The sequence below is a fragment of the Streptomyces sp. NPDC051180 genome, assembly GCF_040689545.1.
GTDB lineage: Bacteria > Actinomycetota > Actinomycetes > Streptomycetales > Streptomycetaceae > Streptomyces.
This window is the reverse complement of record NZ_JBFBBC010000005.1, coordinates 138,550-162,247: the sequence shown is the minus strand read 5'-3', so window position 1 is coordinate 162,247 and position 23,698 is coordinate 138,550. Positions and strand designations below refer to the sequence as shown.

At 72.9% G+C, this 23,698-nt stretch carries 19 protein-coding genes; 10 read left to right on the top strand and 9 right to left on the bottom strand.

Annotated features, from left to right (window positions below):
• Positions 1-11: 11 nt before the first annotated feature.
• Positions 12-371 (bottom strand): NADH-quinone oxidoreductase subunit A, encoded by a 360-nt coding sequence (locus tag AB0424_RS12010; protein WP_019888619.1) that lies wholly within the window; start codon positions 369-371, stop codon positions 12-14.
• Positions 372-1,028: 657 nt separating this feature from the next.
• Between AB0424_RS12010 and AB0424_RS12005 the strand changes: the two genes are divergently transcribed.
• Positions 1,029-1,874: a C40 family peptidase gene (locus AB0424_RS12005; protein ID WP_366304404.1), complete on the top strand. Its 846-nt coding sequence runs from the start codon at positions 1,029-1,031 to the stop codon at positions 1,872-1,874.
• Between the two features lie 75 nt (positions 1,875-1,949).
• Here the strand turns inward: AB0424_RS12005 and AB0424_RS12000 are convergent, their stop codons facing one another.
• Genes AB0424_RS12000 through AB0424_RS11990 form a run of 3 tightly spaced genes read right to left on the bottom strand, consistent with a single transcriptional unit; the run spans position 1,950 to position 5,409 of the window.
• On the bottom strand, positions 1,950-3,191 hold the full coding sequence (locus AB0424_RS12000; protein WP_366304403.1) for an ABC transporter permease: 1,242 nt from the start codon (positions 3,189-3,191) through the stop codon (positions 1,950-1,952).
• Positions 3,188-3,958 (bottom strand): ABC transporter ATP-binding protein, encoded by a 771-nt coding sequence (locus AB0424_RS11995; protein ID WP_366304401.1) that lies wholly within the window; start codon positions 3,956-3,958, stop codon positions 3,188-3,190. Before AB0424_RS11995 ends, AB0424_RS12000 begins: the two co-directional genes overlap by 4 nt.
• Positions 3,955-5,409 carry a peptidoglycan-binding domain-containing protein gene (locus AB0424_RS11990; protein ID WP_366304400.1) on the bottom strand — a complete coding sequence of 485 codons (1,455 nt, stop codon included), beginning with the start codon at positions 5,407-5,409 and terminating at the stop codon, positions 3,955-3,957. Before AB0424_RS11990 ends, AB0424_RS11995 begins: the two co-directional genes overlap by 4 nt.
• Positions 5,410-5,743: 334 nt before the next feature.
• On the opposite strand from AB0424_RS11990, the gene AB0424_RS11985 reads away from it, so the two are divergent.
• Both AB0424_RS11985 and AB0424_RS11980 read left to right on the top strand, forming a co-directional pair.
• Entirely contained in the window at positions 5,744-6,157 is a 414-nt protein-coding gene (locus AB0424_RS11985; protein ID WP_366304399.1) for a hypothetical protein, read from the top strand.
• Positions 6,158-6,195: 38 nt separating this feature from the next.
• Positions 6,196-7,122: a hypothetical protein gene (locus tag AB0424_RS11980; RefSeq protein WP_366304397.1), complete on the top strand. Its 927-nt coding sequence runs from the start codon at positions 6,196-6,198 to the stop codon at positions 7,120-7,122.
• A gap of 49 nt (positions 7,123-7,171) precedes the next feature.
• Here the strand turns inward: AB0424_RS11980 and AB0424_RS11975 are convergent, their stop codons facing one another.
• The 5 genes from AB0424_RS11975 to AB0424_RS11955 all read right to left on the bottom strand — a co-directional run bounded on the left by AB0424_RS11975 (position 7,172) and on the right by AB0424_RS11955 (position 12,510).
• Entirely contained in the window at positions 7,172-8,458 is a 1,287-nt protein-coding gene (locus tag AB0424_RS11975; protein ID WP_366304395.1) for a geranylgeranyl reductase family protein, read from the bottom strand.
• Positions 8,459-8,616: 158 nt separating this feature from the next.
• Positions 8,617-9,312, bottom strand: a complete 696-nt coding sequence (locus tag AB0424_RS11970) for a demethylmenaquinone methyltransferase (protein ID WP_366304394.1) — start codon at positions 9,310-9,312, stop codon at positions 8,617-8,619.
• 63 nt (positions 9,313-9,375) lie between these two features.
• The gene (locus AB0424_RS11965; RefSeq protein WP_366304392.1) at positions 9,376-9,975 is read right to left on the bottom strand and encodes a hypothetical protein; all 600 of its coding nucleotides are present in this window, start codon (positions 9,973-9,975) and stop codon (positions 9,376-9,378) included.
• 5 nt (positions 9,976-9,980) lie between these two features.
• Positions 9,981-11,180, bottom strand: a complete 1,200-nt coding sequence (gene mqnC, locus AB0424_RS11960; protein ID WP_366304390.1) for a cyclic dehypoxanthinyl futalosine synthase — start codon at positions 11,178-11,180, stop codon at positions 9,981-9,983.
• A gap of 457 nt (positions 11,181-11,637) precedes the next feature.
• Positions 11,638-12,510: a menaquinone biosynthesis protein gene (locus AB0424_RS11955; RefSeq protein WP_366304388.1), complete on the bottom strand. Its 873-nt coding sequence runs from the start codon at positions 12,508-12,510 to the stop codon at positions 11,638-11,640.
• Positions 12,511-12,850: 340 nt separating this feature from the next.
• Here AB0424_RS11955 and AB0424_RS11950 point away from each other — a divergent pair, with 340 nt between their 5' ends.
• From AB0424_RS11950 to AB0424_RS11920, 7 genes are all read left to right on the top strand, one after another.
• Positions 12,851-13,054 (top strand): cold-shock protein, encoded by a 204-nt coding sequence (locus AB0424_RS11950; RefSeq protein WP_015035453.1) that lies wholly within the window; start codon positions 12,851-12,853, stop codon positions 13,052-13,054.
• Positions 13,055-13,275: 221 nt separating this feature from the next.
• A complete protein-coding gene (locus tag AB0424_RS11945; RefSeq protein WP_366304385.1) occupies positions 13,276-13,692 on the top strand; it encodes a DUF1992 domain-containing protein in 417 nt (138 codons plus the stop codon).
• Positions 13,693-13,771: 79 nt separating this feature from the next.
• A complete protein-coding gene (locus AB0424_RS11940; protein WP_366304384.1) occupies positions 13,772-14,281 on the top strand; it encodes a DUF664 domain-containing protein in 510 nt (169 codons plus the stop codon).
• A gap of 119 nt (positions 14,282-14,400) precedes the next feature.
• On the top strand, positions 14,401-16,509 hold the full coding sequence (locus AB0424_RS11935) for a VCBS repeat-containing protein (RefSeq protein ID WP_366304382.1): 2,109 nt from the start codon (positions 14,401-14,403) through the stop codon (positions 16,507-16,509).
• Positions 16,510-16,668: 159 nt separating this feature from the next.
• A complete protein-coding gene (locus AB0424_RS11930; RefSeq protein WP_366304380.1) occupies positions 16,669-18,933 on the top strand; it encodes an FG-GAP-like repeat-containing protein in 2,265 nt (754 codons plus the stop codon).
• Between the two features lie 69 nt (positions 18,934-19,002).
• Entirely contained in the window at positions 19,003-21,318 is a 2,316-nt protein-coding gene (locus tag AB0424_RS11925; RefSeq protein ID WP_366304378.1) for a VCBS repeat-containing protein, read from the top strand.
• A 43-nt stretch (positions 21,319-21,361) separates the two neighbouring features.
• Positions 21,362-23,650 carry a VCBS repeat-containing protein gene (locus AB0424_RS11920; RefSeq protein WP_366304376.1) on the top strand — a complete coding sequence of 763 codons (2,289 nt, stop codon included), beginning with the start codon at positions 21,362-21,364 and terminating at the stop codon, positions 23,648-23,650.
• Positions 23,651-23,698: the final 48 nt, after the last annotated feature.

Below are 23,698 nucleotides of genomic sequence, written 5' to 3'. Positions count from 1 at the left end.
CCCTCAGCCCCTCAGTCCCATTCCAGACCGCCGCGGCGCCACACGTAGGCGTAGGCGACGAAGACGGTGAGCACGAAGAGCAGCATCTCCACGAGCCCGAAAAGCCCCAGGGCGTCGAAGGTGACGGCCCAGGGGTAGAGGAAGACGATCTCGATGTCGAAGACGATGAAGAGCATCGCCGTCAGGTAGTACTTGATCGGGAAGCGACCGCCTCCGGCGGGAGTGGGCGTCGGTTCGATGCCGCACTCGTACGCCTCAAGCTTTGCCCTGTTGTACCGCTTTGGCCCGATAAGCGTGGCCATGACCACGGAGAAGATCGCAAACCCCGCACCCAGGGCACCGAGCACGAGGACGGGCGCGTACGCATTCACGCTCCTCGCTCCTTCCAGTCGTCCTTGACCGTTGGACCGCACCGCCGGCGTGAAAGATCGCCCCCATGTGAGGCAGTTCACAAGCCCGGCTGCCCCGCATCCTATGCCCGCCCCTCTGTGATCTGCGACACGGGGTACACCAAGGACTTTGTGATCTCCACCACCTGACGAAGGATCATGAAGTCGGATGAGCGGTGATCTTGTCGCGCGAAGCGCCCAGGTGATCACCAGATGTGACATCCGGACCGGAAGTCGCTGCTCGGAGGGGGTGTCGCACTATCAAGTGTTGGCCGATGCAAGCAAATTGGTGGTGGACGCATCCGGGTGATAAAGGAAGCCGCCGTCCCCCGGTCGGGGGGTCCGGCGTACGGAGATGGACGCGTGCACGGATTCACGAGCGTTCATGTGACCTGCGTCACGCCACAAGGCCGCCAAAAATGTGGGGCTTGGCCATCGGCGTCAAGAGGTGGTAAGCGTCGGGCAATTCGGACCTTTCAATGAAAACCCGTGATCACGGGCCAGATGAGTGATGCCCGATTTGCCCGTTACGGCGTCAATAAGGGCGCCAGAGAAGCGGATTGAGTGGTTCCGAACGTAACTGTGGCGCAACCCACGTTTCTTGAAGGGAACCGCGAACCCCTGATAGCGGTTGTCCCCATGTCCCACACCGCTCACATACCCAGCCACCGGAAGCCCCGCCGCAGCGCTTCGAAGCTCGCCCTGCGCGCCGGAGTTGCCGGTGGCGTCCTCGGCACCATCGCGGTGGCCGGAGCTGCCGGGCCGGCCAACGCCGAGCCGGTGACCGAGACCATCGAAATGCCCACCCTGGGCTCCCTCGACGTCGGCGGCCTCGCGAGCGCCGTCGCCGCCTCCGCCGAGGCGTCGCAGCAGGAGGCCCTCGACCAGAGCCTGGAGAGCCAGGAGAACCTGGCCCTCCAGAAGGCCGCCAAGGACGCCAAGAAGGCCAAGGCCGAGGCGGACCGCAAGGCCGAGGCCGAGCGCGCCGAGAAGGCCCGCGCCAAGGCCGAGCAGGAGCGCCAGGAGGCCGCCGCCCGCGCCTCCCGCGACAGCGAGCGGACCCAGCTCTCCGCCCAGTCGTCCGGCGACACCTCCGGCTCCTCCGTCGGCGACAGCACGCAGGCCCCGACCGGCTCCGCCGCCGCGATCGTGGCCTTCGCCCGTGCCCAGGTCGGCGACGCCTACGTCTCCGGCGGCACCGGCCCCAACTCGTGGGACTGCTCCGGCCTCGTCCAGGCCGCGTACCGCGAGGCCGGCATCGACCTGCCCCGCATCTCGTACCAGCAGTCGAGCATGGGCACCTCCGTCTCCCTGAGCAGCCTCCAGCCGGGCGACGTCCTCTACTGGGGCAGCCGCAGCGGCTCGTACCACGTCGCCATCTACGTCGGCGGCGGCAAGTACGTCGGTGCGCAGAACTCCTCCACCGGTGTGGTCGAGCGCTCCCTGGACTGGGACATGCCCTCGGGCGCGGTCCGCATCCTCTGATCTCCGCACGACGAAGGGCCGTCACTCCTCGGGGGAGTGACGGCCCTTCGTCGTGCCCGCCGCCGGGCGCGGACGTCAGTGGCGCAGCGCCTCGGCCGGTTCGATCCGGGCGGCCCGCCACGCCGGGTAGAGGCCGGCCGCCAGGCCGGTGGCGAGGCCGATCGCCGGGGCCGCGGCCGCGGTCAGCGGATGGACGACCGGCGTCCAGGCCCGCACCAGCGCCACCCCGACCACCGCGCATACGCCCAGCGCCGTGCCGACGAGCCCGCCGAGAGCACCCAGAACGCCCGATTCCGCCATGAATTGGGCGGTGATGTGCCGTCGCCGCGCCCCCAGCGCCCGGCGCAGCCCGATCTCGCCGGTCCGCTCCAGTACGGCGACGAGGGTGGTGTTGGCGATGCCGACCGCCCCGATGGCCAGACAGACCGCCGCGAGCAGCAGGAAGAGCCGGTCGAGGTCGCCCGTCACGCCGGCCCGCAGGGTCCTCGGGTCCGGCGGCGGCACCGCCTTCAGGTACTCCGGATGGTCCGGGCGGAGCGCGACCGGCGCCTCGTCCGCGATCTGACGGGCGGCGCCGGGTTCCGTCGCGACGAGCATCCGCGCCGCTCCGTCCGCCGGCGGGCCCCAGATCCGCTCGGCCGTGGTCCGGGGCACCGTCACCGCCATCAGCAGGTCCGGCCGGCGCCGTACGTCGTCGACGATCCCCGTCACCGTGAACGGCTCGTCCCCGATGAACACCGCGGGCCGCGTCCGCAGCGTGGTGATGCCGAGCCGGGCCGCGACCGACGACCCGAGGACCGCCACCGGCTGCGCCGCCTCCGACGCGAACCCGTCGTACAGCCGGCCCTGCGCGACCCGGGGGACGGTGGCCCGCAGCGCTCCCGGCGAGGCCGCGACGACGTCGATCCGTTCGCCGTCCGCGCCGTCGCCGACGGGTGCGGCGCGGACGGTGGTGCCCGGCGCGAGGCGCACGGTCCACAGGACGCCGGCGTCCCGCACCCCGCCGAGCCGCTCGATCCGGGCATCGGCGTCGGCGGGGAAGCCGGGGCCGGCGAACTCGTCGCGCTCCCGGGCGACGTCCTCCACGGTGACCTCGGTGGCGGTCAGCAGGTCGAAGCGGGAGTCGATCCGCGCGGACGCCGTCGCCGTCAGGCCGAGGACGGCGACGAACGCGCCCACCCCGAGGACCGTGCCGAGCGCGGTGAGCGCCGACCGCCCGGGGCGCCGCGCCAGCCCCGCGACCGCCTCGGAGAGGACGTCGCGCGGGGAGAGGCGCGAGGGCTCCACGGCCCGGGGGGCGCGGCCCGGGCGCCTCATCCGGGGCTCCGCTCCGCCGCCGCCCGGGGCCGTTCGGTCAGGACGCCGTCCCTGATCGTCACCGTGCGCTCCGCGCGGGCGGCGACCTCGCGGTCGTGGGTGATGACGAGGACGGTCAGGCCGGCGGCGTGGAGCGCGCCCAGGAGCGCGAGGACCGTCTCCGCGTTCCCGGAGTCGAGGTTGCCCGTGGGTTCGTCGCAGAGCAGCAGCGACGGCCCGGCGGCGAGCGCCCGGGCGATGGCGACGCGCTGGCGCTCCCCGCCGGAGAGCCGCGCGGGCAGGGAGTCCGCCCGGTGGCCGAGCCCGACCCGGTCCAGTGCCTCGCGCGCGCGTCCCTCGCGTGCGGCGCGGGGCACGCCCGCGTACACCGTGGAGAGCATGACGTTCTCCGTCGCGCTGCGGTGCGGCAGGAGGTGGAACGCCTGGAAGACGAAGCCGATGCGGCGGCCGCGCAGGGCCGTGCGTTCGCCGTCGCGGAGGGCGGAGGTGTCGATGCCGTCGAGCAGATAGCTGCCCTCGGTGGGGGCGTCGAGCAGCCCCACGACGTTCAGGAAGGTGGACTTGCCCGAGCCGGAGGGTCCGACGACCGTGACGAACTCCCCTGCGTGGACGACGAGTTCGCAGGGACGCAGGGCTCGGACGGGCGGCGGGCCCGGGTAGGTGAGGCCGACTCCGCGGAACTCGACGACGGGGGGCGCGGGGGTGGGGTGGGGGGTGCGCGGGTCCGGCTCGCGGTCCCGCGCCCGTGCGCGTCCGGGCGGGGTCACGGTGTCCCTCCGGTGTCCGGGTCGGTGCCGGTCGCCGCCACCCCGGTCACCACGCTGTCGCCCTCGGCGAGGGCGCCCGGGGTGAGGGGGACGACCTCCACGCAGCCGTCTCCGAGGGTGCCGGTCCGCACCTCGACCGGCTCCTGGCGGCCGCCGCCGCGGACCGCGGTGACGACGGTCCTGCCGTCCGCGCCGGCGGACACGGCGGTGACGGGCACCACGAGGGCCTCGCCGTCGGTGGAGGCCGCCTCGACGGTGAGGCGCACCTCCCGGCCGGCGAGGTCGGCCGGGAGCTCCCGGTCGGGAGTGACGGTCAGGAGGTAGCCGACGGGGCCGTCGGCGGCGGGGGCGGCGCTCCCGGTCTCCTCGGGGCCGGCGGCGCCGTCCGGGGGCGGAGCGCCGCGGCGGCGGGTGGCCGTGCCGGCCACGGAGGTGACCTCGGCGGTGCGTTCGGCGCCGGTCTCCTCGTCCAGGACGCGCACCGTCCGGCCGGGCCGGACCATCCCCCTCTGGTGCTCCTGGAGGTAGCCGCGGGCCATGAGCCGCCCGGAGGAGAGCGTCATCGGGGAGCCGCTGACCGGGGAGCCGGGGGCCACGTCGACGGTGGCGACCCGGGCGGGGAAGCGCTCCACGAAGACGATCTCCGCGGCGGGGACCATGGGTCCGGCGGCCGCCCTCGCCGCGGCCAGCGCGGTCCGGGCGTCGGCGAGGTCGGCGGCGGCCCGGTCACGGGCCTTGCGCAGCGCCCTGAGCGCCGTGGCGTCCGGCGGGGCGAGCAGGGCGTCCCGAGTGTCCTCGGCGGCGCGTTCGGCGCCCGTGACGGCCCGGCGGGCGCCGTCGACGGCGGCGCCGCCGTCGTCGACCGCGGGGCGTGGGTCGTACCCGGCGGAGGAGTAGAACTCCGTCACCGCCTCCTCGGTCCCGGCGCCGAACGTGCCCCTCGGGTCGCCGCCGCGGCCGTGTCCGAGGGCGGCCAGCGCGTCCTGGAGCTGGGCGACGTCGGTGCCCCTGGCCCCCGGTCGGAGGTCGCGGTAGGCGGGGAGACGCCCCGGCAGGACGACGACCGGGCGGCCCGACACCTCCAGGACGACCTGCCCGGGGCGGACCGTCGCACCCGCGGCGACCGGCACCTTCGTCACGACGGCCGCGCCGCCCTCGCCGCCCGCCGCGGGCGCCGCGACGCGGACGGTCTGCCCGGCGACGACCGTCCCGCGCAGGACGACCGTCTCGTGCAGCACGCGGCGCTCGACCCGGGCGGTGAGCACGTCGGGCGGCGGCGGGCCGGCGGCGGCGGCGAGCTGCGCCGGCGAGGTGACGAGGGTTCCGGCGACGACGCCGGCGCCGGTGAGGAGCACGGCGCCGGCGGTCAGGGCCGCGACCCCGGCGACGCCCCGCGACGGGCGCGGACGGCGGTCGGCGGGCTCGCCGTCCGGGGTGGAGGTCTCAGCCATCTGCGACCGCCCCGTCGCGGTCGCCGCCGGACACCGGGGCGTACGCGGGAAGGGTCTCGGGCGGCAGGAGGGCGGCCTGGGGACGGGTCATCGGTGCGGTCCTTCCGGGGGGTTTCCCGTGACCCTAGCCATGCGGACGATCGTTCGGTGGCCGCATCAAGAGACAGTGAAATCAGGCCAGTTACCGGGTGTAAACCGTGTCTTCTCTGGCGCGAAGAGCCGTAGACCGCGACCGATTCATGACGTGTACTTCTCAATCGGCGCCGCACGGTCCCCCGGTGTCCCGCGGCTCCGTCCCGCCCCGCCACCCCCTCCCGTCCCGAAAGGCCACGGCATGCAGAGCACGATCGCCCGGCGCGCCATCAGCACGGTGGTCGCCCTCGCCGCCCTCGGAGCGGGTGTCCTGGCCAGCGGCGGCACCGCCGCGGCCGAGACCAAGGACGGCGAGCTGGAACTCCGCGAGTTCGGCCTCTTCTACAACTCGTCCCTGCTGGGCTCGGTCTTCGACCTCTACCTGGGCGACTCGAACCTCGCCGACGACCGCTTCGCCGGCTACGGCTCCGGTCAGGGCCAGATCGTCGACAACAACGCCGCCTCGTACTTCAACCGCGACCGGGTCGTCTGGTACGTCTACACCGGCGCCTTCGCCGGCGGCGTCGAGGGCAGCCTGCCGGCGAACTACTACGGCAACGCCTCCGCGACGTTCAAGAACCAGGTCTCCTCGGCGTACCACTACAAGGCCCGCTGACCCGCCCCTCGTTCCGCCCGGACCACCGGAGCAGCCCCATGCGCCCGCGCGCCCCGCACGCCGCCGCCGTCCTGCTGGGCGCGGCACTCCTCACCGCCTGCGCCTCCGGCACCGACGGCCCCTCCGCCGCCGCCCCCGCCCCGCCGTCCGACGTGACGGACGCGGCACGGCTGTCGTACCCGCTGGACGGCTACAAGCCCACGGACGAGGAGAGCCGCGGCATCGAGCGGGCCCAGGCGCTGCTGACCGCCGACTGCATGCGGCGGTTCGGCTTCTCCTACCGGCCGCCGGAGCAGCCGCGGCCGGTCCGGTCCGCCGCCGCGTCCCGATACGGACTCACCGACGCGGCGACCGCCTCCCGGTACGGCTACGCGCCCCGCGGCGGAGCGCTGCCCCCGCCCAAGGCCCCCGCGGACGACGGCCTCGGCGCCACCGGCGAACTGGTCCTGGGCGGACCGCCGCTCCGCGGCCGCGTCCCGACGAGCCTGGCCGAGTCCGAGCGGACCGACAGCGGACGGACGGTCAACGGCCGGAAGGTCCCCGTCGGCGGCTGCGGACGCGAGGGCTTCCTGCGGATGTACGCGCCGAGGGAGGGCGCGGTCGACGCCCTCTTCGTCTTCCGGCTGGAGACGGAGGCGTACACCAGGGCCCGGCAGGACCCGTCGGTCGCGCGGGCCGTCGACGCGTGGTCGCGCTGCATGGCGGAGAAGGGCTACCGGACCGACGACCCCGTCAGCCCCCAGCAGGACCTGGGGCTCCCCCCGGACGCGTTCGGCGGGCCGAGGGCGATCGCCGCCGCCGCGCAGGACGTCGCCTGCAAGAGGAGGACCCGGCTCGTCGGCCTCTGGTACGCCGCCGAGGCCGGCTTCCAGAGGGAGGCCGCCGAGCGGCACGCCGAGACCCTGACCCGGGCCAAGTCGGAACTCGACGCCCGGATCAGGCTGGCGGCGGCGCGCAACGGCTGACCGTCCCGGCCCGGGAGCGGCGGCGCGGGCCGTCGGCCCCCGCCCCGGCTCATGCCTTCGGCGCGACCTTCGACAGGCCGTTGATGATGCGGTCCATGGCGTCGCCGCCCGTCGGGTCCGTGAGGTTGGCGAGCATCTTCAGCGTGAACTTCATCAGGAGCGGGTGGGTCAGACCGTGCTGGGTCGCGAGCTTCATGATCTTCGGGTTGCCGATGAGCTTCACGAAGGCGCGGCCCAGCGTGTAGTAGCCGCCGTAGGTGTCCTTGAGGATCTGCGGGTAGTTGCGCAGCGCCAGCTCGCGCTGGGCGGGCGTCGCGCGGGCGTGCGCCTGGACGATGACGTCGGCCGCGATCTGGCCGGACTCCATGGCGTACGCGATGCCCTCGCCGTTGAACGGGTTGACCAGGCCGCCCGCGTCGCCGACGAGCAGCAGGCCCTTGGTGTAGTGCGGCTGGCGGTTGAAGGCCATGGGCAGCGCGGCGCCGCGGATCGGCGTCGTCATGTTCTCCGGGGTGTAGCCCCAGTCCTCCGGCATGGACGCGCACCACGCCTTGAGGACCTCGCGCCAGTCCAGCTCCTTGAAGGCGGAGGAGGAGTTGAGGATGCCGAGGCCGACGTTCGACGTGCCGTCGCCCATCGGGAAGATCCAGCCGTAGCCGGGCAGCAGCCGGTCCTGCGGACCGCGCTTGTCCCACAGCTCCAGCCACGACTCCAGGTAGTCGTCGTCGTGGCGCGGGCTCGTGAAGTACGTCCGCACCGCCACGCCCATCGGACGGTCCTCGCGCCGGTGCAGGCCCATGGCGACGGAGAGCCGGGTCGAGTTGCCGTCGGCGGCGACGACGAGGGGCGCGTGGAAGGTCACCTCGCGCTTCTCCTCGCCGAGCTTGGCGTGGACGCCGGTGATCCGGCCCGTGCGGTCGTCGATGACCGGGGCGCCGACGTTGCAGCGCTCGTAGAGCCGCGCGCCGGCCTTCTGCGCCTGCCGGGCGAGCTGCTCGTCGAAGTCGTCGCGCTTGCGGACGAGTCCGTAGTCCGGGTACGAGGCGAGGTCCGGCCAGTCGAGCTCCAGGCGGACGCCGCCGCCGATGATCCGCAGGCCCTTGTTCCGCAGCCAGCCGGCCTCCTCGGAGATGTCGATGCCCATCGACACGAGCTGCTTGGTGGCGCGGGGGGTGAGGCCGTCGCCGCAGACCTTCTCGCGGGGGAACGCCGTCTTCTCCAGGAGCAGGACGTCGAGTCCCGCCTTCGCCAGGTAGTACGCGGTGGTGGAACCCGCCGGGCCCGCCCCGACGACGATCACATCTGCGGTGTGCTCGGAGAGGGGCTGCTCAGTCACGGCGGGGTCTCCCGAAGGTTCGGCGATGAGGACGTATCGCAGTCTATGGCGGGCGGACCCGGCGGAAACGGAGGGCCCTCGCCCGCCTCGCCCCGCTCCCCCGCGGCCCGCCGCGCGCGGGGGACGCGGCCCGGGCGCGGCCGGGACGCGGCGCCCGGTCAGTCGGTCTTGAAGCCCCGGTGGAGGGCCACGATGCCGCCGGTCAGGTTGCGCCAGGCCACCTTCGACCAGCCGGCCTTCCGCAGCAGGCCCGCCAGGGTCGGCTGGTCCGGCCAGGACTGGATGGACTCGGCGAGGTACACGTACGCGTCGGGGTTGGAGGAGACGGCACGGGCCACCGGCGGCAGCGCCCGCATGAGGTACTCCTCGTACACGGTGCGGAACGGCGCCCACGTCGGGTGCGAGAACTCGCTGATGACGACCCGGCCGCCCGGCTTCGTCACCCGGTACAGCTCGCGCAGCGCCTGCTCGGTGTCCTGGATGTTCCGCAGCCCGAAGGAGATGGTGACGGCGTCGAAGACGTCGTCACGGAAGGGCAGCTTCGTGCCGTCGCCGGCCGTGAACGGCATCCACGGGTGCCGCTTCTTGCCGACCCGCAGCATCCCGATCGAGAAGTCGCAGGGCACGACGTACGCCCCCGCCCGCGCGAACGGCTGCGACGAGGTGGCCGTGCCGGCGGCGAGGTCCAGGATCCGCTGCGCCGGCCGCGCGTCGACCGCCTTCGCGACCTCCTTGCGCCAGCGCCGGTCCTGCCCGAGGGAGAGCACGTCGTTCGTGAGGTCGTAGTTCGCCGCCACGTCGTCGAACATCGTGGCGACTTCGTGCGGCTGCTTGTCCAGGGATGCTCGCGTCACCCGGCCATTGTGGCAGCCGCCGGATTTCCCCCTCGTACCGCTTCGACCTTTTCGGCCCGGGAGCTACCTGCGGCGGAAGACCAGGCGGCCGGCGAGGACGGTCGCCACGCAGGTGGCGGGGCCGAGGCGGACGAGGGAGGCCCGGTCGGGGACGTCGAAGACGGCGAAGCGGGCCGGTGCGCCGGGGGCGAGGCGCGGGAGGAGGACGAGGGGGCGCGGGGAGAGGGACGGCGGGCCCGGCAGGGAGGCGGGGCGCTGCCCGACCGCCAGGCCGGCGCGGCGGACGGCGTCCTGGGCGGCCCGGGAGCGCAGGTCGCCGGCGACGGCGACGGTGCCGTGGGCGAGGAGTCGCTGGACGCCGCGGCGGGCGGACGCGCCGAGCCGCGCCGGGTCGGCGCGGAAGAGCTCCGCGGCCCGCTCCCCGGTGATCGGCGCGGTGCCGAACGTGTCGGCCTCGCGCGGGTCGGGGTGGTAGGTGCCTTCGAGGAGTTCGGGCCCGTACGGGTTGAGCAGGCCGGGCGTGAGGATGCCCGGCCAGCGGCGCAGCCGGGCGTCCTCGTGGGTGGCGGCCAGCTCGTCGTAGGGACCGACGGCGGCGATGCGGTCGCCGTCGGCCAGCACGGCGGTCTCGGGGGACGCCTCGGCGACGTGGAGGGTGAGCACGGGCGTCAGTTCGCGTCGAGGAGCTTCAGCTCGGGGTGGGCCGTGCCGCCCTCGATCGCCGTGGACGAGATGTGCGAGGCCACGCGCTCGTCGACCGGGTCGTTCGCCGGGTCGTCGTGGACGACGATGTGCTCGTACGTCGTGGTGCGCTGCGCCGGGACGCGGTCCGCGGTGCGGATCATGTCGATCATCTCGCGCAGGTTGGAGCGGTGCCTGGCGCCGGCGGAGGAGACGACGTTCTCCTCCAGCATGATCGAGCCGAGGTCGTCCGCGCCGTAGTGCAGGGTCAGCTGGCCGATCTCCTTGCCCGTGGTCAGCCACGAGCCCTGGATGTGGGCGACGTTGTCCAGGAAGAGCCGGGCGATCGCGATCATGCGCAGGTACTCGAAGAGCGTGGCCTGCGTGCGGCCCTTCAGGTGGTTGTTCTCGGGCTGGTAGGTGTACGGGATGAAGGCCCGGAAGCCGCCCGTCCGGTCCTGCACGTCACGGATCATCCGGAGGTGCTCGATCCGCTCGGCGTTGGTCTCGCCGGTGCCCATGAGCATGGTGGAGGTGGACTCGACGCCCAGCTTGTGGGCGATCTCCATGATCTCCAGCCAGCGCTCGCCGCTCTCCTTCAGCGGGGCGATCGCCTTGCGCGGCCGCTCGGGGAGCAGCTCGGCGCCGGCGCCGGCGAAGGAGTCGAGGCCGGCCGCGTGGATGCGGGTGATCGCCTCCTCGACGGAGACGCCGGAGATGCGGGCCATGTGCTCGACCTCGGAGGCGCCGAGGGAGTGGATGACCAGCTGCGGGAAGTCCTTCTTGATGGCGGCGAAGTGCTTCTCGTAGTACTCGACGCCGTAGTCCGGGTGGTGGCCGCCCTGGAACATGATCTGGGTGCCGCCGAGCTCCACGGTCTCCGCGCAGCGGCGCAGGATGTCGTCGAGGTCGCGGCTCCAGCCCTTCTTGGTGTCCTTCGGCGCGGCGTAGAAGGCGCAGAACTTGCACGCCGTCACGCAGACGTTCGTGTAGTTGATGTTCCGCTCGATGATGTACGTCGCGATGTGCTCGGTCCCCGCGTACCGGCGGCGGCGCACCGCGTCGGCGGCCGAGCCCAGCGCGTGCAGGGGGGCCGAGCGGTACAGGTCGAGCGCCTCCTCGGGGGTGATCCGGCCACCCGCGGCGGCGCGGTCGAGAACGGACTGGAGTTCGGCCTTCTCGGTCACCGGGTGCGTCCCTTTCGGAGGGGTTCTGATCGACCGAACCAGCCTACGCCAGCGGTCCCGGCGGCTTCCGCAGGGTGCCCGGTGGGGGCGGCGGGTGCGGCCGGGCGACCCGTCCACCGGGGCGGCCCGGCGAATGTCCGGTGAATTGCCGGGGCCGGAGGAATACCCTCGGCGGCTCGGGAACCCGGCATTCCGTGCACTCCCCACCGGACCGGAGACGTGGAATGCCTCCGCTCCCGCACGGCGGCGGGCCGCATTCCGCGACACCGTCCGCGGGAACCGGAACGGCCGCATTCCACGGGCGTCCGAAAGGGTGCGCGCCGGGGAGCCCGCCGGAGACGGGCCGGTATTTCTTTCGGGTAATTCGGGAGGACCGGCGGCGCCCGGCCGTCGAGACCCGGCGCCTATCGCCTGACGGTGCCTTTCGGTGCGCCGGCGGCCGTCGACGCGCGGCCGGCTATCGGTGCGCCGGCGGCAGGAGTTCGACGGTGACGTCGGCCGGATAGCCGGTCGTGGCGCCGGTCCTGCGGGCGAACTCCCGGACCCCGGCGAGCTGCTCGGGCCCGAAGCGGAAGTCGAGGGTGCGGAAGTACCGCTCCAGGAGTTCGGCGTCGAAGGTCTCCCAGCGGGCCGCCTGCTCGGCGACCTTGGCGACCTCCTCCAGGGAGAGGTCGCGCGAGGCCAGGAACGCCTGGTGCACCTCGTGGACCGTCTCCGGCTCACGGGCGAGGAAGTCCTTGCGGGCGGCCCAGACGGCGAAGACGAACGGGAGGCCCGTCCAGTCCTTCCACATCTGCCCGAGGTCGTGGACCTGGAGGCCCAGCCGGGGCGCGTCGTGCAGCGAGGCCCGGAGCGCGGCGTCGCCGATGAGGACGGCGGCCTCCGCCTCCTGCATCATCAGGCCGAGGTCCGGCGGGCAGGTGTAGTAGTCCGGTGCGACCCCGAACCGCTCGGAAAGCAGCAGCTGGGCGAGGCGCACAGAGGTGCGGGAGGTGGAGCCGAGCGCCACGCGCGCGCCGTCCAGCTCCTCCAGGGGGCGCTGGGAGACGATCACGCAGGACATGACGGGGCCGTCGCAGCCGACGGCGATGTCCGGGAGGGCGACGAGGTCCGACGCGTTGCGGAGGTACTCGACGAGGGTGATGGGGCCGATGTCGAGATCGCCCCGGACGAGCCTCTCGCTGAGCTTCTCCGGGGTGTCCTTCGTGAGCTCGAGATCGAGGAGCGTTCCGGTCCGTGCGAGCCCCCAGTAGAGGGGAAGGCAGTTCAGGAACTGGATGTGTCCGACGCGGGGCCGGCTGCGCTGGTGGTCATCGGTTGCATTGTCCACATCGCGAGGCTAGACCCGTCTCGCCCCGTGGGCATCGCCGGGTCGCCGGGACGGCGTCGGCGGGTCGGGGAGGCGGGTGCCGCCGGGGCGCGAGCGCGGTGTCGGCGGGGCCTCGCCGGAGGGATCCGCGTCAGCACGCGGAAGAAGATCAAACATGTGGGTGACGTGATCTTTCCCTCTACCGCCCCGAGCGTCCTGCGTGCTACGCTCAACGCAAGTTGCAGTTTGGTTTCCCTTGCAGTACAGAGCCTGCGGAGCATGTGACCCGCAGGCTTTTGTAGTTTTCAGACTTGTTTGCAGGTTCTGGAGCAGGGCGACCCTTTGGCCCATAGGAGGGCTCATGGCTACCGGAACCGTGAAGTGGTTCAACGCTGAAAAGGGCTTCGGCTTCATCGCCCAGGACGGCGGCGGCCCGGATGTCTTCGTCCACTACTCCGCGATCAACGCGAACGGCTTCCGTTCGCTCGAGGAGAACCAGCTCGTGACCTTCGACGTCACGCAGGGCCCGAAGGGCCCGCAGGCGGAGAACGTCTCCCCGGCCTAAGGTGCCTGGGTCGGCGAACACGCACGACTAGAGCAGTACCCAAGGAGCCCCGCTCCGTGCCTCCGGGCACGAGCGGGGCTCCTGCCTTTCCCGTCGGGCCTCCCGTCGGGACGGTACGTGAGCACGGACGTACGCTTCGTGGCCGTGCCGTCGAAGCGCGTGCCGCGGTGACCTGCCGCGAGAACCGCCCCCGTCCCGTCGCGGTTACGTAGGCTGGACACATGACCGAACGGAAACCCCCCGGCGTCGACTTCGAGTCATTCGTGGACAAGCAGATCCGCGAGGCGGCGGAGCGCGGCGAGTTCCGGAACCTGCCCGGCTTCGGCAAGCCCTTCGCGGACGACTCGGCGCCCTACGACGACCTGTGGTGGATCAAGGGCAAGATGCACCGCGAGGGCGGCTCGGTACTGCCCCCCTCGCTCGCCCTGCGCAAGGAGGCCGAGGACGCGCGGGAGGCGGTGGCCGCCGCCGTCTCCGAGAGCCAGGTCCGGCGCATCCTCGGCGAGATCAACACCAAGATCGCCGCGGCCCTCGCCCGGCCGCCGGCCGGTCCGCCGCTGGGCCTCCGGCCCTTCGACGTCGACGAGACGCTGGAGTGGTGGCGCGAGGAGCGGTCGGACCGGGAGCAGCGGGGGTAGTCCCCGCACCGTCAGGGGGGTGTCGTGCCGGTCGGGGCCCCGTCCCGCCCGACCGGATCTCCGGGCGAGAGGAGCCCCCATGAACAGCGCCGGTCTGCTGGTCGACTCGTTCGGCCGGATCAGGGAGGTCGTCCACGAGGCCGTGGAGGGCCTGGACGACGCGGAGCTCGCCGCACGGGTCACGCCGGACGCCAACCCGGTCGCCTGGCTCGTCTGGCACCTCACCCGCGTCCAGGACGACCATCTCGCGGACGCCTTCGGCACCGCCCAGCTGTGGACCTCGGACGGCTGGGCGGACCGCTTCGCCCTGCCCTTCCCCGAGCACGCCACCGGCTACGGCCAGACCCGTGCCCAGGTGGGGAGGGTCCGCGCCCCGGGAGACCTCCTGCTGGGCTACCACGACGCCGTGCACGCCCGGACCGTCGACCTGGTCGGCGGGCTGACCGACGCCGATCTGGACCGGATCGTGGACGCGTCCTGGGACCCGCCGGTGACCCTCGGCGTCCGGCTCGTCTCGGTGATCGCGGACGACCTCCAGCACGCGGGCCAGGCGGCGTACGCACGGGGTCTGTTGAACGCGCAAACATAGGGCAACCATCCGGGGTCCCCACGTGTCTGACGGTACGACACGTGGGGATTCCCCTGTGTGCTTGCCGAGGGCGCCGCCGACCGCACGCCGCACCCTCTCCGGGGGAGGAACGTTTCATCTTGTCGAGCACCGCCGCATCCCGCCGCCGCCTCGCCGCGGCCGTCACCGTCACCCTGGCCGTCACGCTGGCCGCCGGAACCGTCGGGGCGCCGGCGTTCGCGGCGCCGGCCGCCGTCGCGCCGCCGAGCGGCGCCGCGCAGGCGACTTCGGCGGCCCTGACCTTCCCGAGGAGGGCCGAGATCGCCTTCTCGGGCACGACGGGGTTCCTCTCCAGCGACGGACTGTGGACCGGATACGACGGCGTCACGGCCCAACGCGGCTTCTCCCACGACTGGCAGGCCACCGGGGCGCCCGACCTCATGGCGACGGACGGGGCGTTCGAGTCCCGGATCTTCGACGTGGCCAGGGGCACCACGGTGCTCCACATCAACAGCCAGATCCAGGGGCCGATCGGGACGTTCGTGGGAGCCGCCGGCACCTCGCTCTTCACGTACACCCAGACCCGCGCCTTCCTGATGCACACCAGGTCCGGCGCCACGACGACCAGCCGCGCGGTGACAGGAGTACCGGCCGGCGCCTCGGACGTCTCCGTCCAGGCCGGCAACGCGTCGTACGGTGTGGTCACCTACTCGGCGACGGTGGACGGCACGCCGAAGCGGTACCGGGGGCTCGTCGACCTGGCCGCCGGAGGAGTCGTCGAGACCTACGAGGTACCGGCGGACATCTCGGGCAACGCCGCCGTCTCGGACGAGGTCGTCGCCTGGTCCGAGGGCGGCGACGTGGTCGTGATCACGCGGGCCACGGGTGCGCGGAAGCGCATCGCCGCCAACCGGACCGGCACGCCGAGTCACGTCGGTCTGATGGGCGACTGGGTGACCTACACGACGGCCTCGGCGATCGACCACGGCAACGCCATCGCCCACCACCTGACCGACGGCCGCACCCTCAGATTCCTCTACGAGGCCACCTCGGTCGTCAGCGACCCGAGCGGCTTCCAGCTCCTCCGGGGCACCGACCAGGGTGTCGAGGGGCTCTACCGACTCGCGTTGGGCACCGACGGAACCCCGGCCGTCACCCTTGTCGCTCCCCTGGCACCGATCCCGCCGCTCCGGTTGCTCGGGCACACCGTGCCGGCCGTCGCCGACCTCGACCGGCCGGGCGATCACACCATCGCGTGGAAGTTCAGCGCGAACTTCGACGGCTGGGCCGAGGTGCGGCATGTGAAGACCGGCATGTCGAGAATGGTGTTCGCCGGGCTGGACGGCCTCATGCCGGCCGAGATCGACCTGCAGGATCCGCGCCGGGACGCGCTGCCCAACGGTGACTACACGTGGACGGTGGACGTCACAGGAGAGGGAGGCTACGTCCTGAAGAAGTCCGGCACGTTCCGGATCACGCGGAAGACCAAGCCGCACGACTTCGACGACAACGGTTCCGCCGACCTCCTCGCGCGGGACGCGAGCGGGACGCTGTGGAGCCGTCAGGGGCTCGGCGGCCCGCTGAAGGTGGGTACCGGCTGGGGCGTGTACGACCGGATCGAGGCGGCCGGGAACCTCGGCGGCTCCGCGGTGGGCGACGTCGTCGCGCGGGACAGGACCGGGGTCCTGTGGCTGCACAAGGGCACCGGCGACGGCCGGTTGGCGAACCGGATCCGGGTCGGCACGGGGTGGAACACGTACGGCCTCCTCGCGGGGGGCAGCGACGTCACCGGCGACGGCCGGCCCGACCTCCTCGGCGTCAACGCGGCCGGCGTCCTCTGGGTCCACCAGGGCACCGGCAGGGACACCGCGCCGTTCGCCGCCACGCGCAGGAGCGCCGGCACCGGCTGGGGCGTCTACAACGAGATCGCGGCCGTCGGGAACGTCGCCGGAGCCGCCGCGGGCGACCTCGTCGCCCGCGACCGGGCCGGTGTCCTCTGGCTCCACCTCGGCAAGGGCGACGGCACGTTCGCGCCGCGTGTCCGGATCGGCTCCGGCTGGAACGAGTACACCCAGCTGGTCGCCGTCGGCGACGCCGACCGCGACAGCCGCAACGACCTGGTCGCGTACAGCCCGGTCGGCGGCCAGGTCTACCTCTACTCCGGCACGGGCAGGTGGCAGGCCCCGTTCAAGGGGCGCGTGAGCACGGCGTACCGCGCCGAGGGCGCCACGTACGACCACTGGTCCTGATCGCCCGCGTCCCACCGGCCGGGGCGCCCGCGCCGGCCGATGGGACGACGGACCGAATCCGGCCACACGGCCGTACAACCACCGGCGCACACCACGAGTCTCATCGGGCGGGGGCACGCACGCGTGTGCGAACCGCCCGCTACTCACAGGGGGAAACACTTGCTCTCCGTACGCTCCACCCAGCGGCGTCTCGGCGCGTCCGTCGCCACCGTCCTCGCCGTGACGCTCGGCGCGGGCGCGCTCACCGTCCCCGCGGCCTCGGCCGCGGTGCTCCCGGCCGCCGGGGCGAGCACGACCGGCACGACACAGCAGGCCGCGGTCGCCTTCCCCGGCGGCGCCGCCGTGATCATCGCCTCGGGCACGACCGGCTTCCTCAGCTACGACAAGACGGTCCCCGAGTACCGCTGGACGCCGTACGACGGCGGCGCGCCGACCGTCATGCCCGGGGTCCCCGCCACGACGGGCACCGGCAGCGGCGACCTGGTCGTCTCCGTCGAGTCCGACAAGGTGTCGCTGCGCGACATGGGGACGAACGGCACGCTCCACAGCGTCTGGCTGGGCACCCTCGACGGCCCCGGCGGCGAGGGCAGCGTCACCGTGGCCTACGGCGGGGCCGCCGGCAGCGCCCTCTTCACCACCGTGAAGCGCGAGGCCGGCCTCTCCCTCGTCCAGCACGTCCAGGGCAAGAGCCCCGTCACCGTCACCGGCCTGCCCACCGGCCTGCAGTACGCCAGGGTGCACCCCGGCACCGCCGAGCACGCCCTGGTCACCTACGTCACCGCCGCGGGCGCGCGCCACCGCGCGGTGCTCGACCTCGCCACCGGCGCGGTGACGGAGACGTACGAGACCCCCGCGTCCGCCACCTACGGCGACGTCGCCGTCTCCGCGACCAGCATCGCCTGGGTCGAGTACGACACGAACGCCCACACGGCCCGCGTGGTCGTCCGCGCCCGCGGCGGGAGCGCGACCGACACGATCGTGCCGCTGGGCGAGACCTGGATGCTCGGCGCGATCGAGATCGGTCTCGTCGGCGACCGGCTGACCGTCTCGCAGCGCGGCGGCCTCGACAGCACCGCGCCCGACCCGCTGCACGCCCTCACCGCCCACAGCCTCACGGGCGGCGCCGCGGTCCCGCTCCTGGACCACGTCACCTCGGCCGTCGCCACGGCCGACGGCGGCCAGTTGGTCCGCGGCGGCCGGATCGACGGCGGCGAGGGGCTCTACCGGATCACCCCCGGCCAGGACGGCACGCCCGTCGCCACGCTCGTCGCCTCGACCGGCAAGCCGACCGGGCTCGTGTTCACGAAGCCGGCGGACGTGCCGGCCACGGTCGAACTCGACAGGTACCGCGGCAACGTCACCTTCAAGTGGCACCTGAACCGCGGCAACGCGGACTACCGGGTGACCCTGCGCCACGTCCGGACCGGCAAGAGCATCACCGTCTCCCGGCCGCAGATCGGAACCGACCTCGTCGCCCACCTCGACTGGCGCGGCGACCTGTTCAGCGAGGCCGGGCCCGTCCCCGACCTCAGCGCGTACAACGGCGCGTACACCTGGGAGATCACCTCCAGGCCGCTCAACGGCATCGGCACGCCGATCACGGACCAGGGCACCTTCACCGTCGTCCGCAAGGCCAACCCGCACGACTTCGACGACAACGGCTCCCCCGACCTCCTGTCGCGGGACACCGGCGGCGTCCTGTGGCGGGACAGCACCTTCGACAGCCCGTACACCCACGAGATCACCTCGCAGCGCTCGCGGGTGGGAGCCGGCTGGAACGTCTACGACCGCGTCGAGGCGGCCGGTGACATCGCCGGTTCGACCGTCGGCGACCTCGTCGCCCGCGACAAGGCCGGCGTCCTCTGGCTCTACCAGGGCGACGGACGCGGCAGCTTCACGACCCGTACCCGGATCGGCGGCGGCTGGCAGGTCTACGACCGGATCGCGGCCGGCAGCGACCTGGACGTCGACGGCCGTCCCGACCTCGTCGCCACCGACAAGGCCGGCGTCATGTGGCTCTACAAGGGCACCGGCAAGGCCAACGCCCCCTACACCGGCCGCACCCGCGTCGGCGCCGGCTGGAACGTCTACGACCACCTCACCGCCACCGGCGACCTGTACGGCGTCGACGCCCCCGCCGGCGACCTCGTCGCCCGCGACAAGGCCGGCGTCCTCTGGCTCTACGAGGGCGACGGACGCGGCAGCTTCCGCACCCGCATCAGGATCAGCGCCGGCTGGAACTCCTTCTCCGACATCGTCGGCTCCGGCGACGTCAACCGCGACGGCATCCCCGACCTCGTCGCCCGCGACGCGGTCAACCACCACGCCTACGCGTACCTCGGCACGCACATCAAGAACCGGCCGCTCGACAACCCCCGGCTGACCGAACTCGAAGCGAACAAGGCGTACAACCTTTTCTCCTGACTGATTGTCTGATCGGACGGTATGCACGGACATGTGCCTGCCGTCCGATCTCTCTTCAAGGAGATGCCCGTGACCCCAGGCACGACCCGGCTCCGGCTCACCGCCGCCGTCGTCACCGTCCTCACGATCACCGCGGGCGCGGCGTTCACCGCCGCCCCGGCCGGTGCGGCGCCCGTGACCGGTACGGTCTCCGCCGCCCCGGCGGCGGACCCGCGGCCGGGGTACGTGCTCGGCGCGAACGTGGACGTCGTCAGCTGGGGCAGGAGCGGCTTCCTCGGCTCCACCAGCAGATCCCTCTACCCCGAAGGGGTGGAGACGGTGTACCGCTGGTATCGGGCGGACGGCACGTCGACCTTCCTCGCACGGTCCGTGGAGGGGGAGCAGACCATGACGGGCGACCTCGGCGGCTCCGACATCGTGGCGAAGAAGTCCTACGTCTCGGGCAGCACCCGGATCGAGCTCCGCGACATGGCCGCGCCCGCCGGCACGGCCCCCGTCGTCTTCGACCTCACTGCACGGGGTTCCGGGTACACGTACCTGGCCACGGCGGGCTTCGGCATCCTCGTCGAGGTGGGACCCACCAACGGCCCGAAGGAGCTGCGTCTCCTCACCAAGAGCGGCGCCACGGTCTCCGAACGCAAGGTCACCGGAGTCCCGGCGACGTTCGGCAGCGCCGTCGGGGGGGTGACAGGGACGCCCGACGCGGCCGTCCTCTCGTACTACCCGGTCCGCGAGGGCGGCAAGACCGGTGTGGTCGTGGTCGACCTGACCGCCGGCGCGGTGACGCGTACGTACGATCCCCTGCCGTACGGCACGGACGGCTATCGGCGGGCGACGGCCTCATCGACGAAGCTCGCGGTGTGGCGGGGCGCGGACCTGGTCGTGACCGACCGTGCCACCGGGACGGACACGTCGGTCCCCGTCGGCCGGGCCACGGCTCCCGCGCTGGTCGGTCTGCTCGGCGACTGGGTCGCCTACGGCACGCGCACCGGCCCGTACGCGCACCAGGACGGCCCCCTCCAACAGTTCACGGCCCGCTCGCTCGCCGACGGCCGGACGGTCGGGCTGCTCGATTCCGCGACGGGCGAGGTGGTGCGCGCCCCGGACGGCACCCTCCTCGTCGAGGGCCGGACCGCCGCGAAGGGCGAGGGCGTCTACCGGATCGCCCCGGGCGCCGACGGCACCCCGGTCGCCGAACTCGTCTTCGCCACCGGCGAGTCGGCTCCGCTGGCCGTCCTCTCGACGGACTTCGCCCCCGTCCTCGACCTCGACGCCGCGCGGTACGGGCAACTCGGCATGGAGTGGTCGCTGTCCCACGGCGCGTTCTCCTACACCCTGGAGATGATCCACAAGCGGACCGGCGAGAAGTTCGTCCACACCGGCAGGGACGACGTCTACACCTACGGCAGGCTGGCCTTCTCCTGGGACGCCGCGGCCGCCGGCGCCACCACCGGGAGCGCCACGCGCGGGAATCCGTACAACGGCGACTACACCTGGAACCTGACCGTCACGCCGGACAACGGCGTCGGCCCCGACGTCCACGCCACCGGGGAGGTCAGGATCGTCCGCAAGCCGAAGATGCACGACTTCGACGACAACGGCTCTCCCGACGTGCTCTTCCGCGACGAACTCGGCTACCTGGGGGGCATCGACACCCGGTACGACACCGAGTCCCGGCGGGTCGAGTCCACCGGGCGAACCCAGTCCTTCGGCGGCGGCTGGAACGGCTACAAGCTGATCTCCGCCGTCGGCGACATCGCCGGGACGACCGCGCCGGACGTCGTCGGCCGGGACACCGCCGGCGTCCTCTGGCTGCACCAGGGCACCGGCGACACCCGCAACCCCCTCGCCGACCGCGTCCGCATAGGCGCCGGCTGGAACATCTACACCCAGCTCACCGGCGGCAGCGACGTCACCGGCGACGGCCGCGCCGACGTCCTCGCCACCGACACCGCCGGCGTCATGTGGCTCTACAAGGGCACCGGCAAACCCACCGCACCCCTCGCCAACCGCGTCAAGGTCGGTGCCGGCTGGAACATCTACAACCAGATCACCGCCGTCGGCGACATCGGCGGAGCCCCCGCGGGGGACTTCGTCGCCCGTGACAAGGCCGGCGTCCTCTGGCTCTACCTCGGCCGGGGCAACGGCACCTTCACCACCCGCGCACGGCTCGGAGCCGGCTGGAACGAGTACAGCCGGCTCGTCGGCGTCGGGGACGCGACCGGGGACGGCCGCGCCGACCTTTACGCGTACGGGCCGAACCACTCCTCGTACGTCTACGCGGGGTCGGGAAGCCCCTCGATGCCCTTCGCGCGCCGGACGCCCACCGACCTGCTGATCTTCGGCAGCACCAGCGGCGACCCGTACGTCACCCACGTCACCTGACAGCCCGCGTCCGACCGTTCCGATCCGAGAGGAATCGATTCCCTTGTCTCCCTCCCGCACAGCACGACGACGCCTCACCGCCGCGGTCCTCACCGCCCTCGCCGTCACCGCCGGTACCGCGGTGACCTCGGTCCCGGCCACCGCGGTACCGGCCGCGGCGGGGACCGCCGCCGGGACGGCGGCGGATCCCGCGCCCGTGCCCGCGGTGCCGGCCACGACGTCCCTCCTCGGCTCGGGTCCGCACGGCTTCCTCGGCTCCACGGAGCACTACGACAGCGAGGGGATGTTCGGCTACGACTACGTCTGGTACCGGCCGGACGGCACGTCCACCCTGCTGTCCAAGGCGTACACCGGGGGGCCCGCGTCCCCGAACGGGTTCGTGTCCGACGTCGTGGCGGTCGCCGACGACCACGACTACCGGGTGATCCGGCTGCACGACATGGCGAAGCCGGCCGGTACGGCCCCGGTCGTGATCGACCTCAAGCAGCTGGGCCCGACGCACCGGTTCGTGGCGGCGTACGGCTCGACGCTCCTGGTGGAGGTGGGGACGTACGACGCGCCGAAGGAGCTGCACCTGGTCACGAAGAACGGGAACAGCCTCGACGACCGCAAGGTCACCGGTGTCCCGGCCGACATCGGCCAGGTGGCCACGGCGAGCGGAGCGGACGGCACCGCCTTCGTCACCTACAGGCTGCCCGGCGCCGGCTACACCAAGAGCGCCCATGCCGTGATCGACCTGGCGTCGGCCGCGGTGACGCGGACGTACCCGCCCCTGACCGCCGGGAACGGCGGCTACTGGAACGCGGCCGTCTCCCCGGAGAAGCTCGCCGTGTGGAGGGGCGCGGACCTGGTCGTGACCGACCGGGCCACCGGCACGGACACCTCGATCGCCGTCGGGCAGGCCGGGGGCGCCTCGACGCTGGGCCTGTTCGGGGAGTGGGTCGCCTACGGCAAGTCCACTGCGCCCGGCGGGGGAAGGGCCGGCGACCCGCTGCTGCCCCTCACGGTCCGCTCGCTCGCCGACGGCCGCACGCTACAGGTGCTCGACCGTGTGTCGGGCGTCGCCCCCGGCCCGGACGGCACCCTTCTCGCCCGCGGCGGCACGGTCGACCAGGGCGAGGGCGTGTACCGGATCGCCGTCGGCGAGGACGGCGTCCCGACCGCCGAACTCATCGCCTCCACCGGCGAGTCGACCGCGCTGACGTTCCTCTCGACGAGCATCGGCCCCGTCGTCGACCTGGACGCCCAGAACAACCGGGTGTACCTGAACTGGAAGCTGTCGCACGGCGACTTCACGTACACGGTGGAGCTGATCCACAAGCGGAGCAGGCAGCGCTACCACCACGAGATGTCGAGCGGCTACGGCAGTTTCGCCTTCCTCTGGCGCGGCAACTTCGCCCGGAGCGAGGGCGATCCGGGCAAGGCGGCGTTCAACGGCGACTACACGTGGGAGCTGACCGCCAAGCCGACCAACGGCATCGGCCCGGACCTGAAGCGGTCCGGCGACTTCACGATCGCCCGCAAGCCCCGGATGCACGACTTCGACGACAACGGGGCCCCCGACCTGCTCTTCCGCGACAGCCAGGGCACCCTGCGCCGCCAGGACACCATGTACGACGTGTGGAAGAGCAAGGTCGTACCCGCCGAGGACCCCGAGTACATCGGCGGCGGCTGGAACGGCTACAAGCTCATCGAGGCGGTCGGCGACGTCGCCGGGACGACCGCGCCGGACGTCGTCGGCCGCGACGCCGCCGGCGTGCTCTGGCTGCACCAGGGCACCGGCGACGAGCGGAAGCCGCTCGCGGACCGCGTCCGCATCGGCGCGGGATGGAACATCTACACCCAGCTCGCGGGCGGCAGCGACGTCACCGGCGACGGCCGGGCCGACGTCCTCGCCACCGACACCGCCGGCGTCATGTGGCTCTACAAGGGCACCGGCAAACCCACCGCACCCCTGGCCAACCGCGTCCGCCTCGGCGGCGGCTGGAACATCTACCCCCAGATCACCGCCGTCGGCAACGTCGCCGGAGCCCCCGCGGGAGACCTCGTCGCCCGCGACAAGGCCGGCGTCCTCTGGCTCTACCTCGGCAACGGCAACGGCACCTTCGCCAGCCGGGTCCGCATCGGCGGCGGCTGGAACCAGTACAGCCAGATCGTCGGCATCGGCGACGCCACCATGGACGGCCGCGCCGACCTGTACGTCTTCGGCCCGCAGAACACCTCGTACGTCTACCCGGGCACCGGCAGCTGGCGGACTCCGTTCGCGACCCGCGTGCCCACCGACGCACTGGTCATCAACAGCTCCGGCTGGGGCATCGACCACGTCACCTGATGCCGTCCGCATCCCCCACGCGCCCCGACACGTCACGCATCCCAGAGG